This is a genomic window from Acidimicrobiales bacterium, assembly GCA_033344915.1.
Classification (GTDB): Bacteria; Actinomycetota; Acidimicrobiia; order Acidimicrobiales; family Aldehydirespiratoraceae; genus JAJRXC01.
Map to the genome: position 1 here is coordinate 712,257 of JAWPML010000001.1, position 26,991 is coordinate 739,247.

The window sequence follows — 26,991 nt, forward strand, 5'->3', positions numbered from 1 at the left end:
CCAAAATCTCACGCGGAGTGGGCAGACGGAGTGCACGAATTTCCACCTATGCAGCGATTCGGGCTCGGAAGCTCACGCAATGTGCAAACGGGACGGGCGCCGTCTACCGTCGGGCGGATGCATGGGGGACAGAAGAACCGGCGGACCATCAGAGCAATCGCGGCGGTGTGCGCCGTGGTGGCGAGTGCACTTGTTGCCGTCAGCGGCCCGGCGCTCGCCCACGTGCCCCACGACGACATCGGCGGCGTCGACATGTCGCCCGCCTACGCGACCGACCAGACCGCAATCGCGATCGTGCGCAATCGGTTGATGCGGACGACCGACGGCGGCGTCACCTGGGCCGAGCTCGTCACGGGCGTGCACGGGAAGGATTTCGAGTCGGTGGCCTTCGACCCCTTCGACGCGCAACGCCTCATCGTGGGCACCAAGGGTGCCGGCCTGATCTACCGCTCGACCGATGGCGGCGATTCGTTCACCGCGAGCTCCACCGGCCTGACGCTGACCGCGGTCACCGATCTCGCGTGGTCGCCGTCCACCGCGGATCTCGTCCTCGCGGCGGGCGCGCCGTTCGGCGTGGCCCGCAGCACCGACGGTGGGGCGACCTGGTCGACGTCGAGCCCCTCGTCGTCGCGCGTCGACGCCCTCACGTTCGCCCCGTCGGGAGATCTGTACGCCGGTGATCGCAACGGCGACGTCTGGCGCTCCACCGACGGTGGTGCCAACTGGACATCGCTCTACTCGGTCGCCGGTGGCCCGTCGATCACGACGATCGTGGCCGCGCCCAACGCGACCGACGTGACGATCCTCGTCGGCACCGAGACAGGTGCGCTGTTCCGGTCGGCCGATGACGGCGCCACCTTTGCCGCTGCTGGCCTCTCCCTGCCGGCCGAGGAGGTCCAGTCGCTCGCCATCTCACCCGCGCATGCGTCCGATCAGACGGCCTGGTTGTCGTCGCGCACCGACGGTGTGTACCGCTCGACCGACGGCGGCGTCACCTGGACGCTGAGCAGCAGCGGGCTCACCGTCGCCGCCCAGGCCGCCCAGCTCGGGCGAGCGAACTTCGGCGAGATCGTGGTCCGCGACAACGGCGGCACCAACACGCTGTACGTCGGCGGCTTCGACGGCCTCTTTCGGTCCGACGACGGGGCGTCGACCTGGACCGCACAGCACACGCACGTCGACTACATCGTCGGCATCGCGCTGTCGCCCGACTACGCGAACGACCAGACCGTGCTGGTCACCACCTACGTGAAGGGCGCCTACGTGTCGACGGACGGCGGGGCCAGCTGGCAACCCGCTCACACCGGACTCGGACATGTCCGCGACGACGGGAACGGGTTCGCCGCCGTACGCCGCCTCTACAACGCCGAGATGTCGCCGGACTTCGCGAACGACCAGCGCATGTTCACCGTGACACCGAACCGCTTCGCGTACAGCGATGATCTCGGGGAGTTCTGGAACGAGGTGTTCGTCTCGACGCCGACGCCGCCGATCCGTGGGCCGGTGATCGCGGTGTCGCCCGATTTCGCCGTCGACCAGACGGTCTTCTTCGGCACGCTGCTGGGCGACGTCCATCGTTCGACGGGTGGCGGTGCGACCTCGTGGACGCACCTTTCCAACGCCGGGGGTCGCATTCGTTCGCTCGTCGTCAGCCCTGCGTTCACGGCGGACGACACGCTGTTCGCCGGCATCGACACCGGTGTGGTGAAGAGCGTCGACGGTGGCTCCACCTGGTCGCCCACCGGCCCGGCGGCATCGGCGCCGCAGGTCGCGATCTCGCCGAACTATGCCGTCGACCAGACGGTCTTCGCCGCCACGCCGGCCGGGCTGCTGGTGACGACGAACGGTGGCACGAACTGGAGCACGATCACCGGTGGTCCCCTGACTGCGACGAGTCACATCGAGGCGGTCGCCATCTCGCCGGACTTCGCCAACGACGGCGTCGTCCTGATCAGTGAGGAGACGGCCGGACTGCTCAAGTCGGTGGACTCCGGCGTGACCTTCGCCGCGACCGGGACCGACCTACTGGCGAACAATCTCGTGATCGCGGAGTTCAACAACCCGACCGAGGTCCCCATCGAGTTCTCGGAGGACTTCGCCAACGACCAGACCGTGTTCGCCTATGCGCAACAGGACATCATGAAGTCCACCGACGGGGGTGCGACCTGGCAGGTGCTCTCGCTGCCGCCCGCGGTCGACATGCTGGGCCAGCCGGAGATCATCGCCCGCACCGGCGAGGCGGTCGTCGAGCCGGGGGGCGGCGGCACCGTCGTCGCGTCGATCCCGGTCGACCTCTCACATCCCGCCATCTTCGACGTCGAGGTCGATTGGGACGTGGTGGACGCGACCGGCAATCCCGCGCTGGCCGACCACGCCGACGTGGTCGGAACGAGCGGTCACCTGGTCTGGAACGAGGGTGACGATCGGCTCTTCGTCGACGTCACGGTGGCCGACGACGATGTCGCCGAGCTCCTCGAGACGCTCGAGATCCAGCTGAGCAACCCGGTCAACGCGACGATCGGTACCGGGAGCGGCTTCGTGGACATCGCCGACGACGATCCGCTGCCCGAGATCCGGCCGTTGGGCGTTTCGGCGGTCGAGGGTGATGTGGGCTCGACCTTCCACGACTTCATCGTGAACATGACACACCCGTCGTCGACCGACGTCACCATCGACTACACGTCGATAGACACCGCCAACCCGCAGGTGGCGCAGTCGGGGGTCGACTACACGGCCTTCTCCGGCACCCTGACGATCCCCGCGGGCCAGGTGTCCGCCACGTTCCCGGTCGAGGTGTTGGGTGACACGATCGACGAACCGCCGCTCCTCTGGGGCGAGTGGGGGCTGGCGGCGTTCAGCAACCCGTCGTCGAACGCCACGCTCTACACGGACTTCTTCGGGCTCGGCCTGATCATTATTTTCGACGACGACGACGACGGCGACAACGACGACTGAGGCGGTCAGCCCCCGACCCGCGCGGCGACGAACTCCGCGATCCTGCCGAGCGCGTCCGCTGATTCGGGGGTGTCGAACATCTGGAAGACGTGGATGCCCTCGTCCCACCGCTGCAGGGTCACCTCGCCGCCGGCTGCCTCGATCCCCTCCGCCACTCGGACGCTGTCGTCGAGGAGCACCTCGATCCCACCGACCTGGATGAGTACGGGCGGGAGGCCGGCGAGGTCGCCCAGGCCGGGGGAGAGTGCGGGATCGTCGAGCGGCGTGTCCCCGGCGTACGCAGCCGCGTACTGCTGGAGGTTGTGGCGACCGACGAGCGGGTCGGCGTCGCCGACGGACTCGTAGGTGGCGTTCGTGCAGGTGACATCGGCCCACGGGGAGAGCGCCACGCCCGCGGCCGCCTGGTCGCCCCGGTCGCGCAGCGCCGCGAGCGTGGCGAGGGTGAGTCCGCCGCCCGCACTGTCGCCGGCGACGACCACTCGATCGGCGGGAATGCCCTGGTCGGCGAGCCACGTCATCGCCGCGAGGGCGTCGTCGAGCGCGGCGGGGTGCTGGTGCTCGGGACCGAGTCGGTAGTCGAGTACGAGCACGGCGAGCCCGGTGTCGTGCGAGAGACGGGCGCCGAGGGCGCCGTGGGTGCCGAGACCGCCGAGGACGTAGCCGCCGCCGTGGAGGTACAACAGGGCCGCGTCGGTGCGGACGCCGTCGGTGATCCAGGCTGCGGTGCACTCGCCGACGCGGACCATCTCGTGAGCGATGCCGTCGGGCATCGGCGTGCCGACCGGTATCGCGGCGCGGTCCGCCTCGATGTCGCCGGAGATGATGTTCATCTCGCGCATGAGCGAGATGGTTGCTTCGAGTTCGTCGCTGGCCATGGGTGGCGACCCTACCGGCGCGGGCTCTTGCGGGTCCGGCGGCCGTCCCAACAGCCGCGGTGCCAATGGCGACGCAGGTCTTCCGCGCCGACCGGCACGACGGCGTAGTGGCCCGTGCCCGGAGGGATGTCGCGATTGCAGTTGGGGCAGAGATACGTCTTCGTCGCCTGGTACGGCTGCAGGAATCGCACCTCGACGTCTCCGTAGGCCTCGGGATCGTCCATCGTCGCTACCCGAAGAACGCCCAGAGGACGAGGAGGAGTGCGACGAGCAGGCCGGCCCCGACGTAGAGCAGGTCGGTCGGTCGTCGCCGGTGCGGCCGCGTGGGGTCCATTCCCATCTGCTCAGTATCGTCGGACCCGATGCGGACCCCACGCCTCGTTGTCTCTCTGGTGCTCGTCCTCGCGATCGCGTCGGGCTGTGCGAGCGACCCGCCGGAGGTCCCGCTCGGGCCGGACGGCCGACCGGATGCAACGCTCGCGCTCGGGCGTGACGTCTTCGGTGCTCGATGTGCGAACTGTCACGGCTCGGCCGGGGGCGGCGGTACCGGCCCCCGGCTGGCGGGCACCGTGACGGAGACCTATCCGGACCCGGCGGATCAGGAGGAGGTGATCCGCGACGGGCGCAACTCGATGCCGAGCTTCGGGGGGTCGTTGTCCGACGCCGAGATCGACGCCGTCGTGCGCTACACCCGCGAAGTGCTCGGGTAGTTCCGTCGCCGGGGCGACACCCACTGTCAGACCGTCCCGGTAGGGTCGGTATAACGCTCGTCGGCCTGCGCAAGGCGACCTCCACGATCCACCCCGGAGGTACCCCCTTGCTCGCCACCGTCCCCTCGGCGACCCTCGATGGCATCGACGGCGCCCGCGTGCGCGTCGAAGTCCATGTCGCCAACGGCCTGCCCGGCTTCACCATCGTCGGCCTGCCCGACACCTCCTGTCGCGAAGCGCGCGATCGCGTCCGGGCCGCGATCGAGTCGTCCGATCTCGACTGGCCGATGCAACGCGTCACCGTCAACCTCGCGCCGGGCGGGTTCCGCAAGGTCGGCGCCGGCCTCGATCTCGCCGTCGCCCTCGGCATCCTCGGCGCCACGAATCAGATCCCCATCGAGCTGCTCGAGGGCGTCGCCGCGGTCGGCGAGCTCGGGCTGGACGGCACCGTGCGCAGTGTCCGCGGCATCCTGCCGCTCGTCGACGTGCTCGGCGACGAGCGCGTGATCGTGCCGGCGGCGGACGGGCGCGTGGCGGTGCTCGGCCTCGAGGAACGGGCCCGTCCCGTGCGCTCCCTGCGCGACGTCGTCGGCGCGCTGGCCCAGGGGCTGCCGTGGCCCCACGTCGACTGTCGTTTCGACGACGAACCGCCATCGGAGGAACCGGATCTCGCCGACGTGCGGGGTCAGCCCGGCGCTCGACGGGCGCTCGAGCTCGCGGCGGCCGGCGGTCACCACCTGCTGCTCGTCGGGCCACCCGGCGCGGGGAAGACCATGCTCGCGCGTCGTCTCGTCGGGCTGCTGCCCGATCTCGGCCCGACGGCGGCCAAGCAGGTGACCCGCGTCCACAGCGCGGCCGGCCTGTCGCTGCCCGCGGGCGGGCTCGTGCGGCGACCTCCGTTCCGGGCACCGCACCACTCGGCGTCGATGGCGTCCCTCGTGGGCGGCGGGTCGGGGTGGTCCCATCCGGGGGAGGTGAGCAGTGCCACCGAAGGGGTCCTCTTCCTCGACGAGCTCGGGGAGTTCTCCCCCCGGGTCCTCGATGCCCTCCGTCAACCGCTGGAGGAGGGCGTGGTCCGCATCGCCCGTAGCGGCGGCACCCGTGAGCATCCGGCCCGGATGCTGCTCGTCGCCGCAATGAATCCGTGCCCGTGCGGCGAGGGCGGCACCACGAACTGCCGGTGCAGTCCGGCGAGTCGCACGCGCTACGCCGGGCGGGTGTCCGGGCCGCTGCTCGACCGGCTCGACGTGATGGTCCACGTCGACCGGCCGTCGCCGGTCGCGCTGCTCGAGGCGACACCGGGGGAGTCCAGCGCCGCCGTCGCGGAGCGGGTCGCCGCGGTGCGCGATCTCGCCGCGCTGCGGGGCGTCAACACGAACGCCGAGTTGAGTCGGGAGGCGCTCGACGAGTTCGCGCCGCTCGACGACGACGCGCTGGATCTGTTGCACCGGGCGTTGGTCGTCGGTGCCCTGAGCGGCCGCGGCGCCATGCGGGTCCGGGCCGTGGCTCGCACGATCCGCGATCTCGACGACGGCTCGGCCGTCATCCGGGGCTCCGACATCGGTGAGGCGTTGCAGTTCCGGGCCCGGCCCCCGATGGGCGGTGACGCGGTGCCCCCGGTGCGGCCGCGGGTGGATGGAGGGAGCGTCGATGCCGAGGCATCCTGAGCTGGTGGCCGCGCTGGCGGGGCTCCCCGGCGTCACCACGGCTCGTCTCGCCAAGCTGCTTGACGGCGTGGAGGTGGACGAGGCCTGGGCCCGCGTGATGGCCGGTCGAGCGTCGTCGGATGTGGCGGAGGCGAGCGTGCGGGCCGAGTGGCGAGCGGCTGCCGGCGACGTCGATCTCGAGGCGCTCGGCGCTCGGTTGCGGGCGCTCGGGTGCACGGCCACCAGCTGGCACGACGACGAGCACCCCCGGCGCTTCGTCCACGACATCGATCCGGCCCCCGTCGCGTTCCGGCTGGGTCGGTTGCCGCCGGCGGATCTTCCCCGCGTGGCCATCGTCGGCACGCGTCGGGCCTCCGGCATCGGCCGCGAGATCGCCCGCGAGCTCGGGATGGGGTTGGCCGAGGCGGGAGTGATCGTCGTGTCGGGCCTCGCCCTGGGCGTGGACGGCGCGGCCCACCACGGCGCCCTGCTCGCCGCCGACGGGGCACCGCCCGCCGCGGTCGTCGGCAGCGGCGTGGACGTGCCCTACCCCGCCGCGCACCGGTCGCTGTGGGCCGATGTCGCGACGGCGGGCTGTCTGCTGGCCGAAGCGCCGCTCGGGGCCCGCCCCGATGCGTGGCGGTTCCCGGCCCGCAACCGGTTGATCGTCGCCTTGAGCGATCTGGTCGTGGTCGTCGAATCACGGGCGGCCGGCGGGTCGTTGCTCACCGTCGAGGAGGCGATTCGCCGGGGTGTCGACGTGATGGCCGTGCCCGGGTCGCTGCGCAATGGTGCGGCCGTCGGCACGAACCAGTTGCTCGCCGACGGATGCGCGCCCGTGCGCGACGTCGACGATGTCACCACCGCGCTCGGGCTCGACACCAGTCGCACCGGCGGGGGAGCTTCGTCGTCCGTCGATCCGGGCGACGCCGCCGGTGCCGAGGTGCTCGAGGCGGTCGACGACGGGCCCACCTCGCTCGATGAGATCGTGGAGCGCACGGGCTGGTCGGTCGGCGAGGTGAGCGCGGAACTCAGTCGGCTGGAGCTCCGCGGTCTGGTCGTCGCCGATGGTGTCCGGGTACGGAGGGCGTAGCGATGCGCGCGGGGCGTGGTCAGGAGGGTCACGGGGCGTTGACTACGCTGATCGCCATGGACCGCTGGGAGCTCGATGAGTGGCTGGCCTCCCTCACCCGGGTGGCCGAGTCGACCCGCGAGGTCTATGCCCGCGATGGGCGCGACGCCGTTCGCTGGCTCGTCGAGCGGGGACGCGACTCGCCGAGTGCCGTCACGCGGCGTGATCTGCGGGGGTATCTGGCCGAGCTCGACCGTCAGGACTATGCCCGCCGCACGATCGCACGCAAGGCGTCGGTGCTTCGGCGCTATTTCCAGTGGGCCCAGCGCACGGGGCGCGTCACCCACGATCCGAGCGCGGCGCTGTCCGCGCCCCGGGGTTCGGCCACGCTGCCGAAGGTCCTCACCGCGGCCGAGCTCGACGCGCTGGTCGAGGGCGGTGCCCGCAGCGCCGACACCCCGGCGATCGAACTGCGCGACCGTGCCGTGGTCGAGCTGCTCTACGGCAGCGGCTTGCGGGTCAGCGAGTTGTGCGGCCTCACCCGCGGCGATCTCGCCGGTCCCTCGGGCACGATCAGCGTGTGGGGGAAGGGCGACAAGCAGCGCCGCGTGCCCATCTCCGAGCCGGCGGCGCTCGCCGTGGCGGCCTGGATCGCCGACGGCCGACCGACCCTCGTGAACGACGCGACGCCCGACGACATCGTCTTCCTCAACCGCAGAGGGAGACCACTTTCGCCACGCGACGTGCGCCGCCTCCTGGACCGCCGGGCCCAGAATCCCACCCATCCCCATGCCCTGCGCCATACATTTGCCACTCATCTTTTGGACGGAGGTGCCGACTTGCGTGCTGTGCAGGAATTGTTGGGCCACGCCGATCTCGCGACGACGCAGATCTACACGCGGGTGAGCCGCGAACGCATGCGTGACGTCCATCGAACAACCCACCCCCGGGCGTAGGACAGGTTTTGTGAGCGACGACGCAGCAGAAACAGCACGCCTCTGGGCGGAGTTCAAATCCGGCCGGTCGCGCGAGCTGCGGGACAAGCTGATCATCCAGTACTCGCCGCTGGTCAAGTACGTCGCCGGTCGCGTCGGCGTCGGTCTGCCCCGCAACGTCGAACAGTCGGATCTCGTCAGCTTCGGCGTCTTCGGGCTCATCGACGCGATCGAGAAGTTCGATCCCGAGCGCGGGTACAAGTTCGAGACCTACGCGATCGCCCGCATCAAGGGCGCCATCCTCGACGAGCTCCGGTCGATCGACTGGGTTCCGCGGTCGGTCCGCTCGAAGGCCCGCACCCTCGAACGGGCGATGGGCAAGCTCGAAGCCGAACACCATCGCGCGCCGACCGACGAGGAGGTGGCCGACGAGATGGGCGTGACCCAGCAACAGCTCCAGACCACCCTCAGCCAGATCAGCTTCGTCGGCGTCGCCGCGCTGGACGAGATGCTCTCCGGTGGCGAACGGGGCGAGTCGGTCACGCTCGGCGACACCGTTGCCGACAGCAGCGCCGGGCCCATGGGCGTCTACGAGGTCGAGGAGATGCGCCAGATCCTCGCCGAGTCGATCAACCGCATGCCCGAACGCGAGAAGATCGTCCTCACGCTCTACTACTACGAGGGGCTCACCCTCGCGGAGATCGGTCGTGTTCTCGGTGTCACCGAGAGCCGGGTGTGTCAGATCCACACCAAGGCCGTGCTCCAACTGCGCTCCCGCATCACCGCGGCCGAGCGCGAACCCGTCTAGTCGGCGGTCCCACTTCCCCGGTGATCAGAACCGAGGAAGTGCCATGTCCCGATCCACCCGCAGCCTGCCCTGGCCGCTCATCGCTGCGCTCGTCGTCGTGCTGCTCCCGCCCCCACCGGTGGCGGCCGCGTCGGTCGTGTTCAGCCGGCCGACGACCGCGCCGGTGCTCGACCCCTTCCGCCTGCCCGACGGGCCCTACGGGGCGGGCAATCGCGGCATCGAGTACGCGACCGGGCCGGGGGACCGGATCACGGCCGCCGCTTCCGGCACCGTTGCGTTCTCCGGCGCAGTCGCCGGCGACCTGTTCGTGAGCATCGACCATCCCGGCGGGCTCCGTTCCACTGTCGGCTTCGTGGACCACCTGCTGGTCGATCGGGGCGATGAGGTCGAGCGGGGCGAGGTCGTCGCCGTCGCGGGTGGACCCTTCCACTTCACGGTCCGGCTCGACGGCGAATACGTCGACCCCGAGCCCCTGTTCGGCCGGCGCCGCACCCGGGTGCGCCTGATTCCGCACGGCCCGGCCACCCCGGTCCGCGGTCCCGTTCCCCAGGTCGCCCTGGCCGACGTTCCCGATACACTCCACGACGGCCCATCCGGGCCCCGGATGGCCCCACAGTGGGGCCGACGGAATCAAAGGGTTCGTGCAACACCCGGTCGCCTCGGCGTCCCGCACGGACACGCAACCGGGAAAGAAGGAAACCATGGCTGTCATCTCGATGAAGCAGCTGCTCGAGGCCGGTGTCCACTTCGGCCACCAGACCCGCCGCTGGAACCCGAAGATGAAGCGGTTCATCCACGGCGAGCGCTCCGGCATCCACATCGTGGATCTGCACCAGACGCTCAACCATCTCGAAGCGTCCTACGTCTTCGTCCGTGATCTCGTCGCCAACGGCGGCACGGTGCTCTTCATCGGCACCAAGAAGCAGGCCCAGGACTCCATCCAGTCCTACGCCGAACGCTGCAACATGCCCTACATCAACGAGCGTTGGCTCGGCGGCATGCTCACCAACTTCCAGACCATCTCGAAGCGCGTGAGCAAGATGAAGGACTACCAGCGCATGCGCGACTCCGGTGAGTTCGAGGCGATGCCCAAGAAGGAAGCCCTGCTCATCAACCGTGAGCTCGTGAAGCTCGAGCGCAACCTCGGCGGCATCCGCGACATGGAGAAGCTGCCGGACGCCATCTTCGTGCTCGACACGAAGAAGGAGCACATCGCCGTCACCGAGAGCCGCAAGATCGGCGTGCCGATCGTCGCGGTCGTCGACACCAACTGTGATCCCGATCTCGTCGACTACGCCATCCCCGGCAACGACGACGCCATCCGGGCCGGACAACTCATGTGCCGCGTCATCTCCGATGCCGTGCAGGAGGGCCGCTTCATCCGCTCGAAGAAGCAGGAGAAGTCGGGCGAGGCCGGCGCCAAGCGCAACGCGCTCGAGGAGGCCGAAGTCGCCGCCCAGCAGGAGCAGGCCCGCACCGAGGCCGCGGCTGCCGCCGCCGAGCGCGACGCACGCGTCGCCGCCGCGAAGGTCGAGACCGATGCCCCGGCGGCCGAGGCTCCGGCCGAGGCGCCCGTCGCCGAAGAAACCCCGGCCGCGGAGGCGCCTGCCGCCGAAGCCGCCGATGTCACCGACGCTCCTGTGGAAGAATCGCTCCCGCAGGCCGGCGACGAGGGTACGCCTGAGGCCTGAGCGCCCAGCGACCACCACCGACACCACACACAACCGGAGAATCAGAGATGTCGATTTCCGCCAAGGACGTCAAGGCGCTGCGCGACGCGACGGGCGCCGGAATGATGGACGCCAAGAAGGCCCTCGTCGAGGCCGACGGCGACATGGAAGCCGCCACCCAGGCGCTGCGGGAGAAGGGCCTGGCGAAGGCCGCCGACCGCAGTGACCGCGACAACGACGAGGGCACCATCGCCCTGGCCGTTGAGGGCAACACCGCCGCGCTCGTCCAGATCAAGACCGAGACGGACTTCTCGGCCAAGAACGAGGCCGTCACCGGGCTCGCCCAGACCCTCGCGGACGCGGTCGTCGCCGGCGGCCCCGGCGCGGTCGACGCCCACGCCGAGGCGATCGACGACCTGAAGGTCACCATCAAGGAGAACATCGAGCTGGGCGCGGTCGAACAGATCGTCGCCGCCGATGGGAACGTCCTCGACACCTACCTCCACGTGCAGGACGGCCGCGGCGTGAACGCCGTGATCGTCGAGGGCAGTGGGGTCAGCCAGGAGGACCTCCATCAGGTCGCCCTCCACATCGCGTTCGCCAAGCCCAGCTACCTCAGCGCCGACGAAGTGCCGGCGGACGAGGTCGAGCGGGAGAAGGCGGCGCTGCTCGAGATCACCAAGGCCGAGGGGAAGCCCGAACAGGCCTGGGAGAAGATCGTCGACGGCCGCCTCCGTGGCTGGTACGGCGAGCGGGTCCTGCTCGAGCAGGGTCTGCACGGCGACAAGACGGCCGTGAAGGACAGTCTGGGCGGGGGAACGATCGCCCGCTATCTGCAGGTCGTGATCGGCAGCTGAGGAGACCCATGAGCGACGGCGACGACACTTCCCGGGGTACCCACCCGGCCCGCTGGGGTCGCGTGCTGTTGAAGCTCTCCGGGGAGGCGTTCGCCGGGCCTCAGGAGTACGGCATCGACGGCCCGACCGTTCGGGCCATCGCCGAGGACATCGTCGACACGGTCAAGCACTTCGACGTCGACATCGCCGTCGTCGTCGGTGGCGGCAACATCTGGCGCGGCATCCAGGGCTCGGAGTCGGGCATGGATCCGGCCCAGGCCGACTACATGGGGATGCTCGCGACCGTGATGAACGGTCTGGCGCTGCAGGACACCCTCGAGGATCTCGGTCATCCCACCCGCGTCCAGACCGCGATCCACATGGCGCAGATCGCCGAGCCCTACATCCGGCGCAAGGCCACCCGTCATCTCGAGAAGGGCCGGATCGTCATCTTCGCGGGCGGCACCGGCAACCCGTTCTTCACCACCGACACCGCCGCATCGCTGCGGGCGGTCGAAATCGAAGCCGAGGCGGTTCTCAAGGGAACCCACGGCGGAACGGACGGCATCTACACGGCCGACCCCCGCGTGGACCCGAACGCGACCAAACTCGACCACGTGACCTACCTCGACGTGTTGAACCGTGGTCTCCAGGTGATGGACGCCACCGCCATCACGCTGTGCATGGACAACGATCTGCCCATCGTCGTGTTCGACCTGATGGGCGACGGCAACCTGCGGTCCCTGCTCGGTGGGGAGGCGATCGGTACGCTCGTCAACGGCGAGTCTGCCGAGAAGGGGCCGTCGTGAGTTCCGAGATGATCGAGCTCGTGCTCGAGGATGCAGCCGAGAAGATGGACGCGGCCGTGAGCCATGCCCGTTCGGAGTTCTCCACGGTGCGCACCGGCCGAGCCAGCTCGGCGCTCTTCGAACGGCTCACCGCGGAGGCATACGGCGTCGAGATGCGGCTCCAGGAGCTCGCGAGTTTCGCGGTGCCCGAGGCCCGAATGCTCATCGTCACCCCCCACGACATCGCAAACCTCGATGTGATCGAGAAGGCGATCGTCAACTCGAACATGGGCCTCACGCCGTCCAACGACGGGCGAATCATCCGCTTGGCCTTCCCCCCGCTCAACGAGGAGCGTCGCCGCGAACTGGCTCGCGTGGTCGGTGGAATGTCCGAGGACGCGAAGCAACGGGTCAATTCCGTACGACGGGCCGCGCGCAAGGATCTTGACGATCTGGAGAACGACGGGGGAGTCTCCTCCGACGACATCCAACGAGCCGAGAGTCAGCTCGACGCTCTGAAGGATGCTCGGATCGCGGCGATCGACGAGGCGCAGGCCCAAAAGGAACAGGAGCTGATGGAGGTCTGACCTCCGATCAGTTCAGGGAAGGGCGAGACATGACCGATTACAACGATCCGAACTCCGGCGAGAGCGATGCCGACGGATTCCGGGTTGCCGAGGGCGCCGAGGCGCTCGACGACGACGTGGCCCCCGGCCGTTCCGTCTTCGGCGACGACGACGTGAGCTTCGACGACGACGACGCTGCCGTTCCGCATTGGAGCGAGCCGGCCACCGGCGCCGTCCCGAAGGTCGGCGGACAGGCCGATGCCGTCACCTTCGCGCCGCCGGACGAGCCGGTGCTGGCCGAGGCCGAGCCCGAGGATCTGGCTGCGTGGGCGGACGTGTCGTCCACCCCGCGCTGGGCCGACGAGGAGGAGCCGCTGCCGCCCGCCGCGCCGGTCGTCGACGAGGCACCCGACGCGGCCGACGACTTCTTCGCGTTCGACGATTCGCAGGCGAAGAAGACCGCGGAGCCCTCGCTCGGGGCCGCCCTCAATGCCACCCGGGGCACCTCGGGTGACTCGGATCGCGACATGCCCGCCGCCGTCATCGTCGGTGTCGGCCTGGCCGGCCTGATCCTCGCCGCCATGTGGGTCGGCCCTGCCGCCGCCCTGATCGTCGTGACGCTCGCCCTCGGTCTCGCCGCGGTCGAGTACTTCAACGCCGTTCGCGTCGCCGGACACCATCCCGCCGTGCTCCTCGGCCTCGCCGCCACCGTCACCATGCCGCTCGCCGTCTATTGGCGGGGCGAGGCCGCGATGACGCTCATCCTCGTGTTGTCCGTGGTGTTCGGTTCGCTGTGGTACCTCACCGGCGTCGCCAACGAATCGGCGGTCCGCGGGTTGGGCACGACGCTGCTCGGCATCCTCCACATCGGTCTGCTCGGCTCGTTCGCGGCGCTCCTGCTGTCGCTCAACGTCGGCGATGTCGACGTCGGCACGGGCATGCTCACCGCCGCGATCCTGATCACCGTCGGCTACGACGTCGGTGCGCTCACGATCGGCAAGACGATGGGGCGCACGCCGTTGTCGCCCGCCAGCCCCAACAAGACCATGGAGGGTCTCGTCGGCGGCATGGTGGTCGCCGTTGCGGCCGGCGTGATCATGGGTCTCATGGGCCAGCCCGCGCCCTTCGCCGGCGATGACTGGGGCGGTGGCCTCGGCGCCGCCCTGCTGCTCGGCCTCGTGGGCGCCCTCGCCGCCCCGATCGGAGACCTGGCCGAGTCGCAGATCAAGCGGGATCTCGGGATCAAGGACATGGGTTCGATCCTGCCCGGCCACGGTGGTCTCCTCGACCGGTTCGACGGCCTGCTGTTCGTGCTGCCCGCCACCTACTACGTGGCCCGCCTGCTCGACGTCGGCGTCCCCGGCTGAGCAGTCCCGGCTCTTCGCCGCGACCCACGCCAGTGCATCGGCGACAGGTAGCGTCGCGCCCATGACCACGTCGGTTGCCGTCCTCGGCTCGTCCGGATCCATCGGCACGCAGACGCTCGACATCGTCCGCGCCGAGCCGGATCGCTACCGGGTCGAGGCCCTGGGCGTCGCCCGTTCCGTCGACCTCGTCGTGGAGCAGGCTGCGGAGTTCCGTCCGTCGGTCGTGGCCGTCGCCGACGAAGAGGCGGCGCGCGGGCTCGCCGACCGGCTCCCGGCCGGCACCGAGCTCCTCGTGGGCACCGATGCGATGGCTGGTGCGGCCACGACGAGCGATGTCGTCATCAACGGCGTCGTCGGGTTCGCCGGCCTGTCGGTTACCCTCGCCGCCCTCGAGGCCGGCAAGCGGCTCGGGCTCGCGAACAAGGAGTCGCTCATCGCCGCCGGCCCGGTCGTGCAACGCGTCTGGGAGGCCTCGGCGGGCGATCTCGTGCCGGTCGACAGCGAACACTGTGCCGTGCACCAGTGTCTGCGGGCCAACGACATCACGGGCAAGATCACCGACGCGGATCGGGTCCATCAGATCGTGCTCACCGCGAGCGGGGGGCCGTTCCGGGGTCGCACGCGTGCGGATCTCGAGTCCGTCACGATCGACGACGCGCTGGCCCACCCGACCTGGTCGATGGGTCCGAAGATCACCATCGACTCCAGCACGCTGATGAACAAGGGTCTCGAGGTGATCGAGGCCCACGAACTGTTCGGCATCGACTACGACCGCATCGGCGTGGTCGTCCATCCCCAGTCGGTCATCCACTCGATGGTCAGCTACACCGACGGCGCCACGATCGCCCAGCTGTCGATGCCCGACATGCGGCTGTGCATTGGCTACGCGTTGGCCTTCCCCGACCGATTGGAAGTGCCGTACGGCGCCATCGATTGGACCGAGATGAGCCAGCTCGACTTCCAGACCCCCGATCTCGAGGCCTTCCCCTGCCTCCGGCTGGCCTACGAGGCCGGGCGGGCGGGCGAGACGGCCCCGGCGTGGCTCAGCGCGGCGAACGAGGTCGCCGTCGACGAGTTTCTCAAGGGCCGTATCCGCTGGGTCGACATCTCGGACGTGCTGGACGCGGCGCTGCAGGCGTGGCCGGGAACAGAAGCCACCTCCGTCGACGTTGTTCTGGAGACCGACCGCCAGGCCCGTGCCGCGGCCGCTGATCTGATCGATTCGAGGACCCGAGTATGACCATGCGTATCGGCGGTGCCGACGAGGCCGAGGTCGAGGAGCGGCCCAACGACTTCACCGGTCTGGCGCTGGTCGTCGTCGCCATCGTCCTGCTCGGCATGCTCGCCAGCTGGAACCTCGCCTTCATCGTCGTGGCGATCATCTTCATGATCTTCATGCACGAGATGGGGCACTTCCTCACCGCCAAGCTCACGGGGATGAAGGTCACCGAGTTCTTCATCGGCTTCGGGCCCCGCATCTGGTCGTTCGAGAAGGGCGAGACCGAGTACGGCATCAAGATGATTCCGGCCGGCGCCTACGTCCGCATCATCGGAATGAACAATCTCGACCCGACCGAACCCGGCGACGAGCATCGTGCCTACCGGGTGAAGTCGTTCCCCCGGAAGCTGCTCGTGGTCTGCGCCGGGTCGCTGATGCACTTCGCGATGGCGTTCCTGCTGATCTTCGCGTTCATCGCGTGGCAGGGTGTCGCCGACGACAGCGGCGACTGGACGATCGGCAGCGTGAGCGATCAGAGCGCGGCCGCCGCGCTCGAGCTCGAGGTCGGTGACGAGATCCTGGCGGTCGACGGCATCGAGGTCGACGACTTCGAGCAGTTCGGCCAGATCGTCCAGGCCCGAGGCGCCCAGGAGGTCGAGGTCGTCTACCAGCGGGGCGGGGAGACGTTCACCGAGTCCGTCGTGCTCGGCGGGCGCCTGACCGCCGCCGGCCAGGAGGCGATCGTCGGTCTCGAGTTCAAGGACCGGATCCTGGCGATCGACGGTGTCGACGTGTTCAGCTGGGCCGACGTCACCGCGGCGGTCGGTGATCGCATCGGCGAGCCGATTCCCGTCGTGTTCGACTCGGCCACGCTCGGGGAGGTCCGGGTCGTCGACGACGCCGTCTTCAACGAGATCCTGCCCGCCACCGTGGCCACCGAGGGCTTCTTCGGCGTCTCCGGCGAGGCGAAGCGGGACTCGCTCAATATCTTCGAGGCGGGCAGCCGCTCGATCGGCGAGTTCGGTTCGTTCTTCACCACGATCACGTCGGGTATGTGGGAAACCCTCACCGGTGGTGCGGTGCCGAACTTCGTCAGCGACACCCTGAGCGGTGACATCGACACCGTCCACGACGACATCACCTCCACCAACGCCGAGGAACGGGAGCTGGCCAGCCGGGCGCTCGAGGAAGGCAACCCGGACGACCAGCGCATCATCTCGATCTACGGGGCGGCCCGGGTCGGAAGCCAGATCTCCGAGGACGGCTTCGAGTTCGTCCTCGTCTTCATGGCCGGCCTCAACATCTCGGTCGGTCTGCTCAACATGTTGCCGCTCCCGCCCCTCGACGGCGGCCATGTCGTCGTCGCCACCTACGAGCGGATGCGCTCCTGGGGTGGCCGTCGCTACGAGGTCGACTACAACAAGGTCCTGCCGCTCACGTACTTCGTGTTCGCGGTCCTCACCCTCTTCGGTCTGATCGCCATCTTCCGCGACATCATCGACCCCATCAACGTCGGCTGACCTCAAACCCCCGAAAACCCCCGAACTGGCGTGCGTATCGCCTGGATCCCGGGCGGGGTGCACGCCAGTTCGGAGGGGTGGGGCGGGTAGCCTCGGGCTCGATGGAGTTCACGCAGAGTTTCCCCCGTCGCGAGACGAGGCAGATCATGGTGGGGGACGTGCCGGTGGGGGGTGGCGCCCCGATCTCGATCCAGTCGATGACGGTCACCAAGACCGCCGACCACGAGGCGACGCTCCAGCAGATCTACGCGCTCGCGGCGGCGGGCTGCGACATCGTGCGCTGCACGTGCAACGAGCCGGAGGCGGCCGAGGGCCTGGCCCGGATCGTGCCCCGTTCGCCGGTGCCGATCGTGGCGGACATCCATCACCAGTACCGGCGCGCGCTCGAAGCGCTCGAGGCCGGCGTCCACTGCCTGCGGCTCAACCCGGGCAACATCAAGAACCCGGAACACATCAAGACCGTCGCCCGCGAGGCCAAGGACCGCAACGTCCCGATCCGCATCGGCGTGAACGGCGGGTCGCTGCATCCCGACCTCTACAAGAAGTACGGGGGCAGGGTCACGCCGGAGGCGATGGTCGAGTCGGCCCTCCAGGAGATCGCCTATTTCGACGAGGTCGGCTTCGACCTGATCAAGATCTCGGTGAAGGCGTCGAGCGTGCCGCTGATGATCGAGGCGTACCGCCAGCTCGCGGAGGTCACCGATCATCCGCTGCACCTCGGTGTGACCGAGGCCGGCCCGCCGCCGATCGGCACGCTGAAGGCCACGGCCGGCATCGCCACCCTGCTCGCGGAGGGCATCGGCGACACGATCCGTTACTCGCTCACCGCGGATCCGGTCGAGGAGGCGAAGGCGGGGCGTCAGCTCCTCGAGGCGATGGGTCTGCGGGAGCGCAAGAACGTCGACCTGATCGCCTGTCCGAGCTGTGGCCGGGCCGAGGTGGACGTCTTCACCGTCGCCCAGGATGCGATGGCGGCGTTCGGTGAACGGGAGATCCCGCTCCAGGTGGCCGTGATGGGCTGCGTGGTGAACGGCCCGGGCGAGGCCCGTGACGCCGATCTCGGCATCGCGGCCGGCAACAAGCGGGGGCATCTCTTCGTGAAGGGCCAGAACGTGATGGTGGTGCCGGAGGACGAGATGGTCGACACGCTCGTCGAGTGGGCCGAGTTCATCCACGAGCACGGTGCCGATGCGGCACTGGCCAAGGCGGCGGCCACCAAGGACGCGGCCAAGAAGGCCGCCGACGAGGACCGGAACCGCAATCTCGACGAACGCGGTGACGACGCCAACGATGCCGAGACCGTCATCGCCGAGATCCGCCGCAAGTCGGAGTGACATGGCGACCGCGCGGGTCGCTCGGGCCGCGGCGCGCGAGCGCGGCCTGCCGTTGGTGTCGGTCCGCAGCGGCCGGCGAGCCGACGGCTTCGCGGAGGCGGGACGCGCCCCGTTCCTGATCCGGGTGCCGCTCACCCAGGCCGAGTTCGACGAGGTGCAGACGCTGCGCAACCGCCAGCGCTCGGCCCTCTGGGGCGGGGTGGGATGTCTTGCCCTCGGCGCGGCCTTGGCCCGGTTCCCGGTCGTGTTCCCGTTCGCGCTGGTGATCGCCGCGCTTTCAGCGGTGATGTGGGGCGTCTGCTGGCTTCTGCTGCGCCGGCTGCTCCCGCGGGTCGAGGCCGGGCCCGGTGCGCAGGAATTCACCCTGCGCGGGGTGCATTCGGCCTTCGCCGACGCCGTCGGGAAGCGTTGAGAACCGGGCGAACGACCGAACGCCGATCTTGCTAGACTGCCGAGTGCGTTCGGTAGTCCGTTTGGATGAGGCGTGGCCCTGGGCCACGCCTTTCTCGTATTCGGCCGCCGATCGTGTCGTCGAAATCCGTCCATCCGAATCCGCCACGTTGAAGGGAGCCCGACATGGCCATCATCGACCGTGTTCGCGAACTCGTGCTCCCCATCATCGATGCGGAGGGCGTCGACCTCTACGACATCGAGCACAACGGCGGCGTGCTGCGGATCTTCGTCGACGCCCGCCGCGATCCGGGTGACACCGAGACCGGCATCGACATCGAGGTGATCAAGCGCATCAGCCGGGGCATCAGCCACCTGCTCGACGAGACCGATCCGATTCCCGGCCGCTACACCCTCGAGGTGTCGAGCCCCGGGCTCGAGCGTCCGCTGCGCACCGCCGAACACTTCCGCCGTGCCGTCGGCGCCGAGGTCAAGATCAAGACGATGCCCAACGTCGACGGTGACCGTCGGGTCCAGGGCATCGTGACCGCGGCGGACGACGAGGGCGTCGACATCGACGTCGATGGTGAGATCCGACGGATCGCCCTCGACGACGTGTCGAAGGCCCGCACCGTCTTCGACTGGGGGCCCACCCCCAAGCCCGGCGGCCCCAAGAACGCACCGAACACCACGAACGCACCCAACCACGAGAAGAAGGCTCCGACGTCATGAACCAAGACATGATGGAAGCACTCCAGGCGCTCGCCGCCGAGCGCGGTATCTCCGTCGACGCGCTGTTCGCCGCCCTGGCGGACGCGCTCGAGTCCGCCTACAAGCGCATGCCCGGCGCCCACGAATACGCCTGGGTGACGATCGATCCCGACACGATGGAGTTCCGGGTGTTCGCCCAGGAGCTCGACGAGGACGGCGAGCCGATCGGCGAGGAGTTCGAGGTCACCCCCGACGACTTCGGCCGCATCGCCGCTCAGACCGCCCGCCAGGTGATGACCCAGCGCATCCGCGAAGCCGAGCGCGAGCTCAAGTACGAGGAGTACGCGGGCCGCGAGGGCGACATCGTCACCGGCATGATCCAGCAGACCGACGCGCGCTACACCCTGCTCGACCTCGGTCGGGTGGAGGCGCTGCTTCCGCAGGCCGAGCAGGTGCCCTACGAGCGTCCCGACTCCAACGTGCGCATCAAGGCGTACATCGTCGAGGTCCGCAAGACGGCCAAGGGCCCCCAGATCGTGGTCAGCCGCACCCACCCGGGCCTGGTGAAGCGCCTGTTCGAGCTCGAGGTGCCCGAGATCGCCGACGGGGTCGTCGAGATCAAGGCCTGCGCCCGCGAACCAGGTCACCGCACGAAGATCGCCGTCTACTCGAACGACTCGAACGTCGATCCGGTCGGCGCCTGCGTCGGCGCCCGTGGTGCGCGCGTCCGTCAGGTCGTCAACGAACTCCGGGGCGAGAAGATCGACATCGTCCCGTTCTCCGAGGACCTCGACGAGTTCGTCATGAAGGCGCTCTCGCCCGCCAAGGTCACCCAGGTGCGTCCCGATCCCGAGACGGGCGACTGTGACGTCATCGTGCCCGACTATCAGCTGTCGCTGGCGATCGGCAAGGAGGGGCAGAACGCCCGCCTCGCGTCCCGTCTGACCGGTTGGGGCATCAACATCAAGAGCGAGACCCAGCTCGCCGAGGAAGAGGCCTACGGCGACGTCGAGTGGGCCGAGGGCGAGTGGGTCACCGATCCCGAGAGCGGGGAGCAGGTCTGGCAACCGGCCGACGGCGGCGACGCCGTGTCCGCGTCGGACTGGGCCGAAGCCGCCGACGAGAACGCCGAAGCGAACGCCGACGAACCGGCCGAAGCCGCCGCGGATGTCCCGGCTGCCGACGAGCCGGCCGCCGACGAACCGGCCGAGGCCGACGAGGGTGCCCCCGAGGCCGAAGCGGCTCCGGCCGATGCCGGCGACGAAGAGGAATAGTTCGCCGGTTCGCACGTGTGTGGGCTGTCGGCAGGCGATGCCGGCGTCCATGCTCGTGCGGGTTCGCGCCGTCGACGGCCGACTCGAAACCGGCACCGGAACGGGCCGGGGTGCGTGGATCGGACCGTCGCCCGCGTGCGTCGAACGGGCCACCCGGCGTCAGGCCTGGCGTCGTGCTCTGCGAGTCGAGGTGAACGCGAGTGAGATCGCTAGGCTCTTGACGTCGTGGTCGACAGAACCGTTCGCGTGCCCACACGCGAACGACTGACCCCACGGTCGGTGCGGCAGGTTCGCACCAGTCAATGAACGCTCTCTTCGCCTAATACAGGACTTTCGCCAGAACGTGCCATCCAACATCCGCGTCTACGAACTCGCTCGCGAACTCGGCATGACCAACGCCGAGACGCTCGAGCTCGCCGAGGGCCTCGGAATCGGGGTCAAGAGCCACTCGTCGAGCATCGTTGACGCGCAGGCAGACCGTGTCCGCCGCAAGGCCGAACGAGAGGGTCTCACCCGCGACGAGCAGCCGCCCGAGCCCAAGAAGGCGGCCAAGAAGTCGACGAAGAAGTCGTCGAAGAAGGCGGCCAAGAAGTCCACCAAGAAGGCGGCCAAGAAGTCGACGAAGAAGTCGACGAAGAAGGCCGAAACGCCCGTCGACGAGCCGGCGGAGGCCGAGCCCGCCCCCGAGCCGGCCCCCGAGCCCGAGGTCGTCGCCCCCGCCGCCGAGGTGGAGGACGCGCCGGTCGCCGAGGTCGAGGAGCCCGCACCGGCCGAGGAGTCCGCACCGGCCGAGGAGCCCACGCCGGCTCCCGCGACTGCTCGCCGCGCCATCAAGTCATCCGGCAGCGTCGCCCCGCCGAAACGACCGGCCGAAGAGGAGCCCGTCGCGGCTGCCGCTCCGGTCAAGAAGGTCGTCAAGAAGGTCGTGAAGAAGGTCGTCAAGAAGGTGGCGATCAACCCGAACGTGAAGCCCGGCGACGCGCCGACCTCGCAGTCCGGCAAGCCGATCCCGCCGCCGCCGAGGTCCGCGACCGGTCGCGCGATTCCGCCGCCTCCGGGCGGTCGTGGTCCCCGCACCCCGTCCGGTGGTCCCGGACGCAGTGGTCCCGGTGGCCCGCCTCCGGGCGGCCGTCGTCCGCCGAGTGGTGGCCCCCGCCAGCAGGTGCCCGGCGCCGGTGGACCTCCGGGCCGTGGTGGCCCGGGTGGTGGCCCCGGCCGTGGTGGCCCCGGCGGCCCGAACCAGGGTCGTCGTCCGCCCCGTCGCAAGGGTCGTCGCCGTCGCAGCCGCGAAGAACTCCAGCCGATGGACGCGCCGTCCTACACGCCGGACGACGCGCCGGTCCCGGACGGCGAGATCGTCGTCGAGCGCGCTTCGACGGCGCTCGACCTCGGCCCCAAGCTCAACCGCACGGCCGCCGATGTCGTCCGCTTCATGATGGAAGCGGGCGAGATGGTCACGGCCACGCAGAGCCTGTCCGACGAGATGATCGAGCTCTTCGCCGACGACATCGGCGCCGAGGTGCGTCTGGTCGATCCGGGTGAAGAGCAGGAAGTGGAGCTCCAGAAGCTCCTCGAGGTCGACCCCGAGGCCGAGGCCGACGCGCCGTTGCGTCCGCCGGTCATCACCGTCATGGGCCATGTCGATCACGGCAAGACCCTGCTCCTCGACCGCATCCGCAACGCCAACGTCGTCGAGGGCGAGGCCGGTGGCATCACCCAGCACATCGGCGCGTACCAGGTCGAGCGGGGCGGTCAGAAGATCACCTTCATCGACACCCCGGGCCACGAGGCGTTAACCGCCATGCGGGCCCGCGGCGCCGGCTCCACCGACATCGTCATCTTGATGGTGGCGGCGGACGACGGCGTGATGCCGCAGACCATCGAGGCGATCAACCACGCCAAGGCGGCGGAGGTCCCGATCGTGGTCGCCGTCAACAAGATCGATCGCGACAACGCCGATCCCGACAAGGCGATCGCCGGGGTCGCCGAACACGGACTCGTTCCGGAGGAGTGGGGCGGCGACACCATCTTCCAGCGCGTGTCCGCCTTGCAGAACGAGGGCATCGACGAACTGCTCGACCAGCTTCTTCTCGTCGCCGAGGTGGAGGACCTGCGGGCCGCGCCCGACGGTCGGGCGTCCGGCATGGTCCTCGAGGCCAACCTCGACATCGGCCGTGGCCCGGTGGCCACGGTGCTGGTGCAGCGCGGCACCCTGAAGGTCGGCGATCCGATGGTCGCCGGTGCGGCCTGGGGCCGCGTGCGCGCCCTCGTCAACGATCGCGGCGAGAACGTGCAGGAAGCCGGGCCGTCGACTCCGGTCCAGGTGCTCGGCCTGAGTGAGGTCGCCGTGGCCGGCGACGAGTTCGTGGTCGCCCCGAGCGAGAAGGTCGCGAGTCGGGTGGCCGACACCCGCGAGCACTGGCAGCGTCAGTCGAGCCTCGGCCGTGAAGCCCACGCGCTTTCCGGTGGTGCCCGACTCGAGGACATCTTCGAGCAGATCAAGCGGGGTGAAGCGGCCACGCTCAACCTGGTCGTCAAGGCCGATGTGAATGGTTCGCTCGAGGCCGTCACGGAGTCGCTGCGCAAGCTCGAACGCGACGAGGTCAAGATCGGCTTCGTCCATCGTGGCGTCGGCGGAATCACCGAGAACGACATCCAGCTGGCCGCCGCGTCCAACGCGACGATCATCGGGTTCAACGTGCGTCCCGAGCGCAAGGCGCGTGACCTCGCCGAGCTCGAGGATGTGGAGATCCGCACCTACGAGATCATCTACAAGCTCCTCGAGGACATCGAGGCGGCGATGGTCGGCATGCTCGCTCCCCAGTTCGAGGAGATCGTCACCGGCGACGCCGAGGTCCGCGAGATCTTCAGCGTCCCCCGCATCGGCAAGATCGCCGGTTGCTACGTCACCAACGGTGTCATCCGGCGCAACTCCAAGGTTCGTTTCCTCCGGGAGGGCACGATCATCTGGAAGGGATCGGTCCAGTCGCTGCGGCGCTTCAAGGAGGACGCGGCAGAGGTCGCGGCCGGCTACGAGTGCGGTATCGGACTGTCGGACTTCCAGGATCTCAAGGAGGGCGACGTGATCGAGACCTATGAGGAGCAGGAGATCGAGCGCACGCTCGACAGCTGAACCTCGGGTCGACGTGATGCACGTGCTCGCTGTCGAATTCGATCTCCGCCTTCCGGGGTGCCGGTCGCTGAAGGACAAGCGCAGCACACTCCGGCCCGTCGTCGACGGGTTGCGGAATCGTCATCCCGTCAGCGTGGCGGAGACGGATCACCAAGAACTGTGGCAACGGGCCGCGATCGGTGTGGCGGTGGTGTCGGAGACGCCGGGCCACGCGCAGGCGATGATGGACGAGGCGGAACGGTTCGTGTGGTCGTTCCCCGAGGTCGAGGTGTTGTCCGCCACACGGCGTTGGTTGGAGGAGGACTGATGGCCAGGAAGGGCAACAACAATCGCAACCGGCGTGCGAACCCGGCGACCGCGAACCGCACGGCGCGGGTCGGGGAGCTGATCCGCCGGATCCTCGCCGAGGAGCTCGAGTACATCGACGACGACCGCTTGGCGTTGGTGTCCATCACCGACGTCGACGTCGACCGCGAGCTGCACAAGGCCGTGATCTGGTTCACCACCCTCGACGGTGACGAGGACCCGGCGATCGCCGAGGCGTTCGAGGAACTCCGGGGCCAGCTCCGCAAGGCCGTGAGCTCGCAGGCCCGCCTCCGCCAGACCCCTCTGCTCGAGTTCCGCGCCGACACGACCCTGCGGGCCGCCCAGCGGATCGAGGAGCTGTTGGCGAACGACGACCGGCCGCCCGTGCCGGACCTCCCCGACGTGAGCGAGGACCGTGGCGAAGACGCTTGACCTCGGCCCGCACGGCGTCGTCGTCATCGACAAGCCGGCCGGATGGACGAGCCACGACGTCGTCGCCAAGAGCCGCGGCGTGCTCGGCACCCGCAAGGTCGGACACAGCGGCACGCTCGACCCGGATGCCACCGGCGTGCTGGTCCTGGGGGTGGGCAAGGCCACCCGGCTCCTGCGCTTCCTGACCGAACTGCCGAAGTCCTATGTCGGGGAGATCGTGCTCGGCACGGAGACCGACACGCTCGACGCCGCCGGGGAGATCACCGCCACCCACGACATGGCGGGCGTCACCGACGAGGCCGTTCGCGCGGCCGCCGCCGCGCTCACCGGTCCGATCGAGCAGATCCCGCCGATGGTGTCGGCGGTGAAGATCGACGGGAAGCGCCTCCACCAGCTCGCCCGGGAGGGCAAGGAGGTCGAGCGCGAGCCCCGGCCCGTCACGGTGTACCGCTACGACGTCGAGCCCGTCGAGGGTGAGCCCGGTGTCTGGCGCTGCGAGGTGGACTGCTCGTCGGGCACCTACGTACGCACCCTCGCCGCCGATCTGGGCACCGCCCTCGGCGGCGGTGCCCACCTGCGATCCCTGCGGCGCACGGCGGTGGGCGGCTACACGCTGGACGACGCGGGGACGATCGACGAACCGGTGGTGTTGCCGATCGCCGCCGCGGTGCGGCATCTTTCGTCCGTCGTGGCGGACGAGGCGATGGCGGTGGACGTCTCCCACGGCAAGCGCCTCGAACGCGAACGCCTCGGCGTCGGTGAGGCCGACGGGCCGTGGGCGGTGCTGGACGAAGCCGGCGATCTCCTCGCCGTCTACGAGGCGCACAAGGGCGCCACGAAACCCGCCGTCGTCATCCCCCGATAGCGTCTCGGGATGGAGATCCTGCACGATCGTGAGGACCGGCTGCCGGAATCGGTGTCGGTGGCGTCCACGATCGGCGTGTTCGACGGGGTCCACATCGGCCATCAGGCCGTGTTCCGCCAGGTGCGCGAGGTCGCGGACCGGCTCGACGTCGCCTCCGCGGTCGTCACCTTCGACACGCACCCGGCCTATGTCGTGCGGCCGGAGAGCGCACCGCGCCTGTTGACCACGCTCGACCAGAAGTTGGAACTCATCGAGGCGCAGGGGATCGACTACACCTACGTCATCCACTTCGATCCGGACCGGGCCGCCACCAACCCCGAGATCTTCGTGGAGCAGGTGTTCATCGACGCGCTGCACGCCCGCGCGATCGTGGTGGGGGAGGCCTTCCACTTCGGCAAGGGCCGCAGCGGAAATGTCGAGGGGTTGCGCGAGATCGGCGCGGAGTGGGACTTCGAGGTCCACGCCCTCGAGCTGATCCGCCACAGCGAGGAGGCCCGCGAGCCGGTGTCGTCCACGAAGATCCGGCGGGCCCTCGCCGGCGGCGATGTGGATCGGGCGGCCCAGATGCTCGGGCGGCCCTACTCGGTGCGGGGGATCGTGGAGGCCGGCGACAAGCGGGGGTCCGGCATCGGCTTCCCGACCGCGAACCTTCCGGTGCCCAAGCAGATGGCCTGGCCCGCCGATGCCGTCTACGCGGGCTGGTGCGATCGGGCCAACGGGGACCGGCACCCCTGCGCGATCAACATCGGGCGGCGGCCGACGTTCTACGAGCACACCGAACAATCGCTGCTCGAAGCCCATCTCATCGACTTCGAGGGCGATCTCTATGGTGAGCAGATCGACGTCTCGTTCGTGGAATTCCTGCGCAGCGAGCGGAAGTTCGACGGAATCGACCAGCTGAGCGCCCAGCTCCGGGCCGACATCGCGGAGGCCCGCACGCTCTTGACAGCTCCCCGCGATTACTAGAACATGTTCTAGTAATGTTCACCGGACTCGTGGAAGAGGTGGGCACGGTTCGCTCCGTGACCCCGGTCGCCGAGGGCGCCAAGGTGGTCATCGACGCGGCGGTCGTCCTCGAGGACGCCGTGATCGGTTCCTCGATCGCCGTGAACGGCTGCTGCCTCACCGTCGTCGAGATCGACGGCTCGGGATGGACCGCCGACGCCGTGCCGGAAACGCTCGATCGCACCACGATCGGGGCCCTGCGGGCCGGTGACCGGGTGAACCTCGAACGTCCCCTCGCCGCCAACGGCCGCTACGGGGGCCACGTGGTGCAGGGCCATGTCGACGCCACCACGGCGGTGCGGACGATCGACGAGTTGGCCGACGGTTCGTTCCGCTACACCTTCGATCTCCCGGCCGCGATGGCCGACTATGTCGTGGAGAAGGGCTCGATCGCCGTCGACGGCATCAGCCTCACCGTTGCCGCCGTGGACGCCGCCTCGTTCTCCATCGCCGTCATTCCCCACACCCATGAGGTCACGACGCTCGGAAGCCGTACCGTGGGGGACCGGGTCAACCTCGAAGCCGACGTGCTCGCCAAGTACGTCGAGCGACTGGTTCGCCCGTCGCTCTAGAT

25 protein-coding genes are annotated in these 26,991 nt (G+C 69.4%); 23 read left to right on the forward strand and 2 right to left on the reverse strand.

The genetic code is table 11. The annotated features are described in order from the left end of the window. The first annotated feature begins 117 nt into the window (after nt 1–117). Complete coding sequence (locus R8F63_03440) at nt 118–2,955, forward strand: Calx-beta domain-containing protein (protein MDW3217644.1); 2,838 nt, start codon at nt 118–120, stop codon at nt 2,953–2,955. Nucleotides 2,956–2,960: 5 nt separating this feature from the next. Here R8F63_03440 and R8F63_03445 read toward each other — a convergent pair whose 3' ends face one another. Further along, nucleotides 2,961–3,830, reverse strand: coding sequence for an alpha/beta hydrolase (locus R8F63_03445; GenBank protein ID MDW3217645.1), 870 nt, complete (start codon nt 3,828–3,830; stop codon nt 2,961–2,963). Nucleotides 3,831–3,841: 11 nt separating this feature from the next. Next, nucleotides 3,842–4,054: a hypothetical protein gene (locus R8F63_03450; protein ID MDW3217646.1), complete on the reverse strand. Its 213-nt coding sequence runs from the start codon at nt 4,052–4,054 to the stop codon at nt 3,842–3,844. Between the two features lie 138 nt (nt 4,055–4,192). Between R8F63_03450 and R8F63_03455 the strand changes: the two genes are divergently transcribed. From R8F63_03455 to R8F63_03560, 22 genes are all read left to right on the forward strand, one after another. Continuing rightward, nucleotides 4,193–4,540 (forward strand): cytochrome c, encoded by a 348-nt coding sequence (locus R8F63_03455; protein ID MDW3217647.1) that lies wholly within the window; start codon nt 4,193–4,195, stop codon nt 4,538–4,540. Nucleotides 4,541–4,647: 107 nt separating this feature from the next. Beyond that, on the forward strand, nt 4,648–6,207 hold the full coding sequence (locus R8F63_03460; protein ID MDW3217648.1) for a YifB family Mg chelatase-like AAA ATPase: 1,560 nt from the start codon (nt 4,648–4,650) through the stop codon (nt 6,205–6,207). Further along, on the forward strand, nt 6,191–7,279 hold the full coding sequence (locus tag R8F63_03465; GenBank protein ID MDW3217649.1) for a DNA-processing protein DprA: 1,089 nt from the start codon (nt 6,191–6,193) through the stop codon (nt 7,277–7,279). The genes R8F63_03460 and R8F63_03465 overlap by 17 nt, the downstream gene beginning before the upstream one ends. A gap of 56 nt (nt 7,280–7,335) precedes the next feature. Beyond that, nucleotides 7,336–8,214, forward strand: a complete 879-nt coding sequence (locus R8F63_03470; GenBank protein MDW3217650.1) for a tyrosine-type recombinase/integrase — start codon at nt 7,336–7,338, stop codon at nt 8,212–8,214. A 10-nt stretch (nt 8,215–8,224) separates the two neighbouring features. Next, nucleotides 8,225–9,001 (forward strand): RNA polymerase sigma factor WhiG, encoded by a 777-nt coding sequence (gene whiG, locus R8F63_03475; GenBank protein MDW3217651.1) that lies wholly within the window; start codon nt 8,225–8,227, stop codon nt 8,999–9,001. A gap of 701 nt (nt 9,002–9,702) precedes the next feature. Beyond that, complete coding sequence (rpsB, locus tag R8F63_03480) at nt 9,703–10,692, forward strand: 30S ribosomal protein S2 (protein ID MDW3217652.1); 990 nt, start codon at nt 9,703–9,705, stop codon at nt 10,690–10,692. A 47-nt stretch (nt 10,693–10,739) separates the two neighbouring features. Beyond that, nucleotides 10,740–11,528: a translation elongation factor Ts gene (gene tsf / locus R8F63_03485; GenBank protein MDW3217653.1), complete on the forward strand. Its 789-nt coding sequence runs from the start codon at nt 10,740–10,742 to the stop codon at nt 11,526–11,528. Between the two features lie 8 nt (nt 11,529–11,536). After that, nucleotides 11,537–12,316, forward strand: coding sequence for a UMP kinase (gene pyrH, locus R8F63_03490; GenBank protein MDW3217654.1), 780 nt, complete (start codon nt 11,537–11,539; stop codon nt 12,314–12,316). Beyond that, nucleotides 12,313–12,882 (forward strand): ribosome recycling factor, encoded by a 570-nt coding sequence (frr, locus tag R8F63_03495; GenBank protein MDW3217655.1) that lies wholly within the window; start codon nt 12,313–12,315, stop codon nt 12,880–12,882. The genes pyrH and frr overlap by 4 nt, the downstream gene beginning before the upstream one ends. 29 nt (nt 12,883–12,911) lie before the next feature. Continuing rightward, nucleotides 12,912–14,228, forward strand: coding sequence for a phosphatidate cytidylyltransferase (locus R8F63_03500; GenBank protein ID MDW3217656.1), 1,317 nt, complete (start codon nt 12,912–12,914; stop codon nt 14,226–14,228). A 61-nt stretch (nt 14,229–14,289) separates the two neighbouring features. Further along, on the forward strand, nt 14,290–15,468 hold the full coding sequence (dxr, locus tag R8F63_03505; protein ID MDW3217657.1) for a 1-deoxy-D-xylulose-5-phosphate reductoisomerase: 1,179 nt from the start codon (nt 14,290–14,292) through the stop codon (nt 15,466–15,468). Continuing rightward, entirely contained in the window at nt 15,465–16,967 is a 1,503-nt protein-coding gene (gene rseP, locus R8F63_03510; GenBank protein MDW3217658.1) for an RIP metalloprotease RseP, read from the forward strand. Before dxr ends, rseP begins: the two co-directional genes overlap by 4 nt. Nucleotides 16,968–17,068: 101 nt before the next feature. Further along, entirely contained in the window at nt 17,069–18,301 is a 1,233-nt protein-coding gene (ispG, locus tag R8F63_03515; protein ID MDW3217659.1) for a flavodoxin-dependent (E)-4-hydroxy-3-methylbut-2-enyl-diphosphate synthase, read from the forward strand. A 1-nt stretch (nt 18,302) separates the two neighbouring features. After that, nucleotides 18,303–18,713: a hypothetical protein gene (locus tag R8F63_03520; GenBank protein MDW3217660.1), complete on the forward strand. Its 411-nt coding sequence runs from the start codon at nt 18,303–18,305 to the stop codon at nt 18,711–18,713. A gap of 164 nt (nt 18,714–18,877) precedes the next feature. Further along, on the forward strand, nt 18,878–19,423 hold the full coding sequence (gene rimP / locus R8F63_03525) for a ribosome maturation factor RimP (protein ID MDW3217661.1): 546 nt from the start codon (nt 18,878–18,880) through the stop codon (nt 19,421–19,423). Beyond that, a complete protein-coding gene (gene nusA, locus R8F63_03530; GenBank protein ID MDW3217662.1) occupies nt 19,420–20,676 on the forward strand; it encodes a transcription termination factor NusA in 1,257 nt (418 codons plus the stop codon). The genes rimP and nusA overlap by 4 nt, the downstream gene beginning before the upstream one ends. 343 nt (nt 20,677–21,019) lie before the next feature. Continuing rightward, nucleotides 21,020–23,809: a translation initiation factor IF-2 gene (infB, locus tag R8F63_03535; protein ID MDW3217663.1), complete on the forward strand. Its 2,790-nt coding sequence runs from the start codon at nt 21,020–21,022 to the stop codon at nt 23,807–23,809. A gap of 16 nt (nt 23,810–23,825) precedes the next feature. Next, nucleotides 23,826–24,116 carry a DUF503 domain-containing protein gene (locus tag R8F63_03540; protein MDW3217664.1) on the forward strand — a complete coding sequence of 97 codons (291 nt, stop codon included), beginning with the start codon at nt 23,826–23,828 and terminating at the stop codon, nt 24,114–24,116. Then, nucleotides 24,116–24,547 (forward strand): 30S ribosome-binding factor RbfA, encoded by a 432-nt coding sequence (rbfA, locus tag R8F63_03545; protein ID MDW3217665.1) that lies wholly within the window; start codon nt 24,116–24,118, stop codon nt 24,545–24,547. The genes R8F63_03540 and rbfA overlap by 1 nt, the downstream gene beginning before the upstream one ends. Then, a complete protein-coding gene (gene truB / locus R8F63_03550; GenBank protein ID MDW3217666.1) occupies nt 24,531–25,412 on the forward strand; it encodes a tRNA pseudouridine(55) synthase TruB in 882 nt (293 codons plus the stop codon). The genes rbfA and truB overlap by 17 nt, the downstream gene beginning before the upstream one ends. Before the next feature lie 9 nt (nt 25,413–25,421). Then, entirely contained in the window at nt 25,422–26,378 is a 957-nt protein-coding gene (locus tag R8F63_03555; protein MDW3217667.1) for a bifunctional riboflavin kinase/FAD synthetase, read from the forward strand. A 14-nt stretch (nt 26,379–26,392) separates the two neighbouring features. Further along, nucleotides 26,393–26,989, forward strand: a complete 597-nt coding sequence (locus tag R8F63_03560; GenBank protein ID MDW3217668.1) for a riboflavin synthase — start codon at nt 26,393–26,395, stop codon at nt 26,987–26,989. The last annotated feature ends 2 nt before the right edge of the window (nt 26,990–26,991 follow it).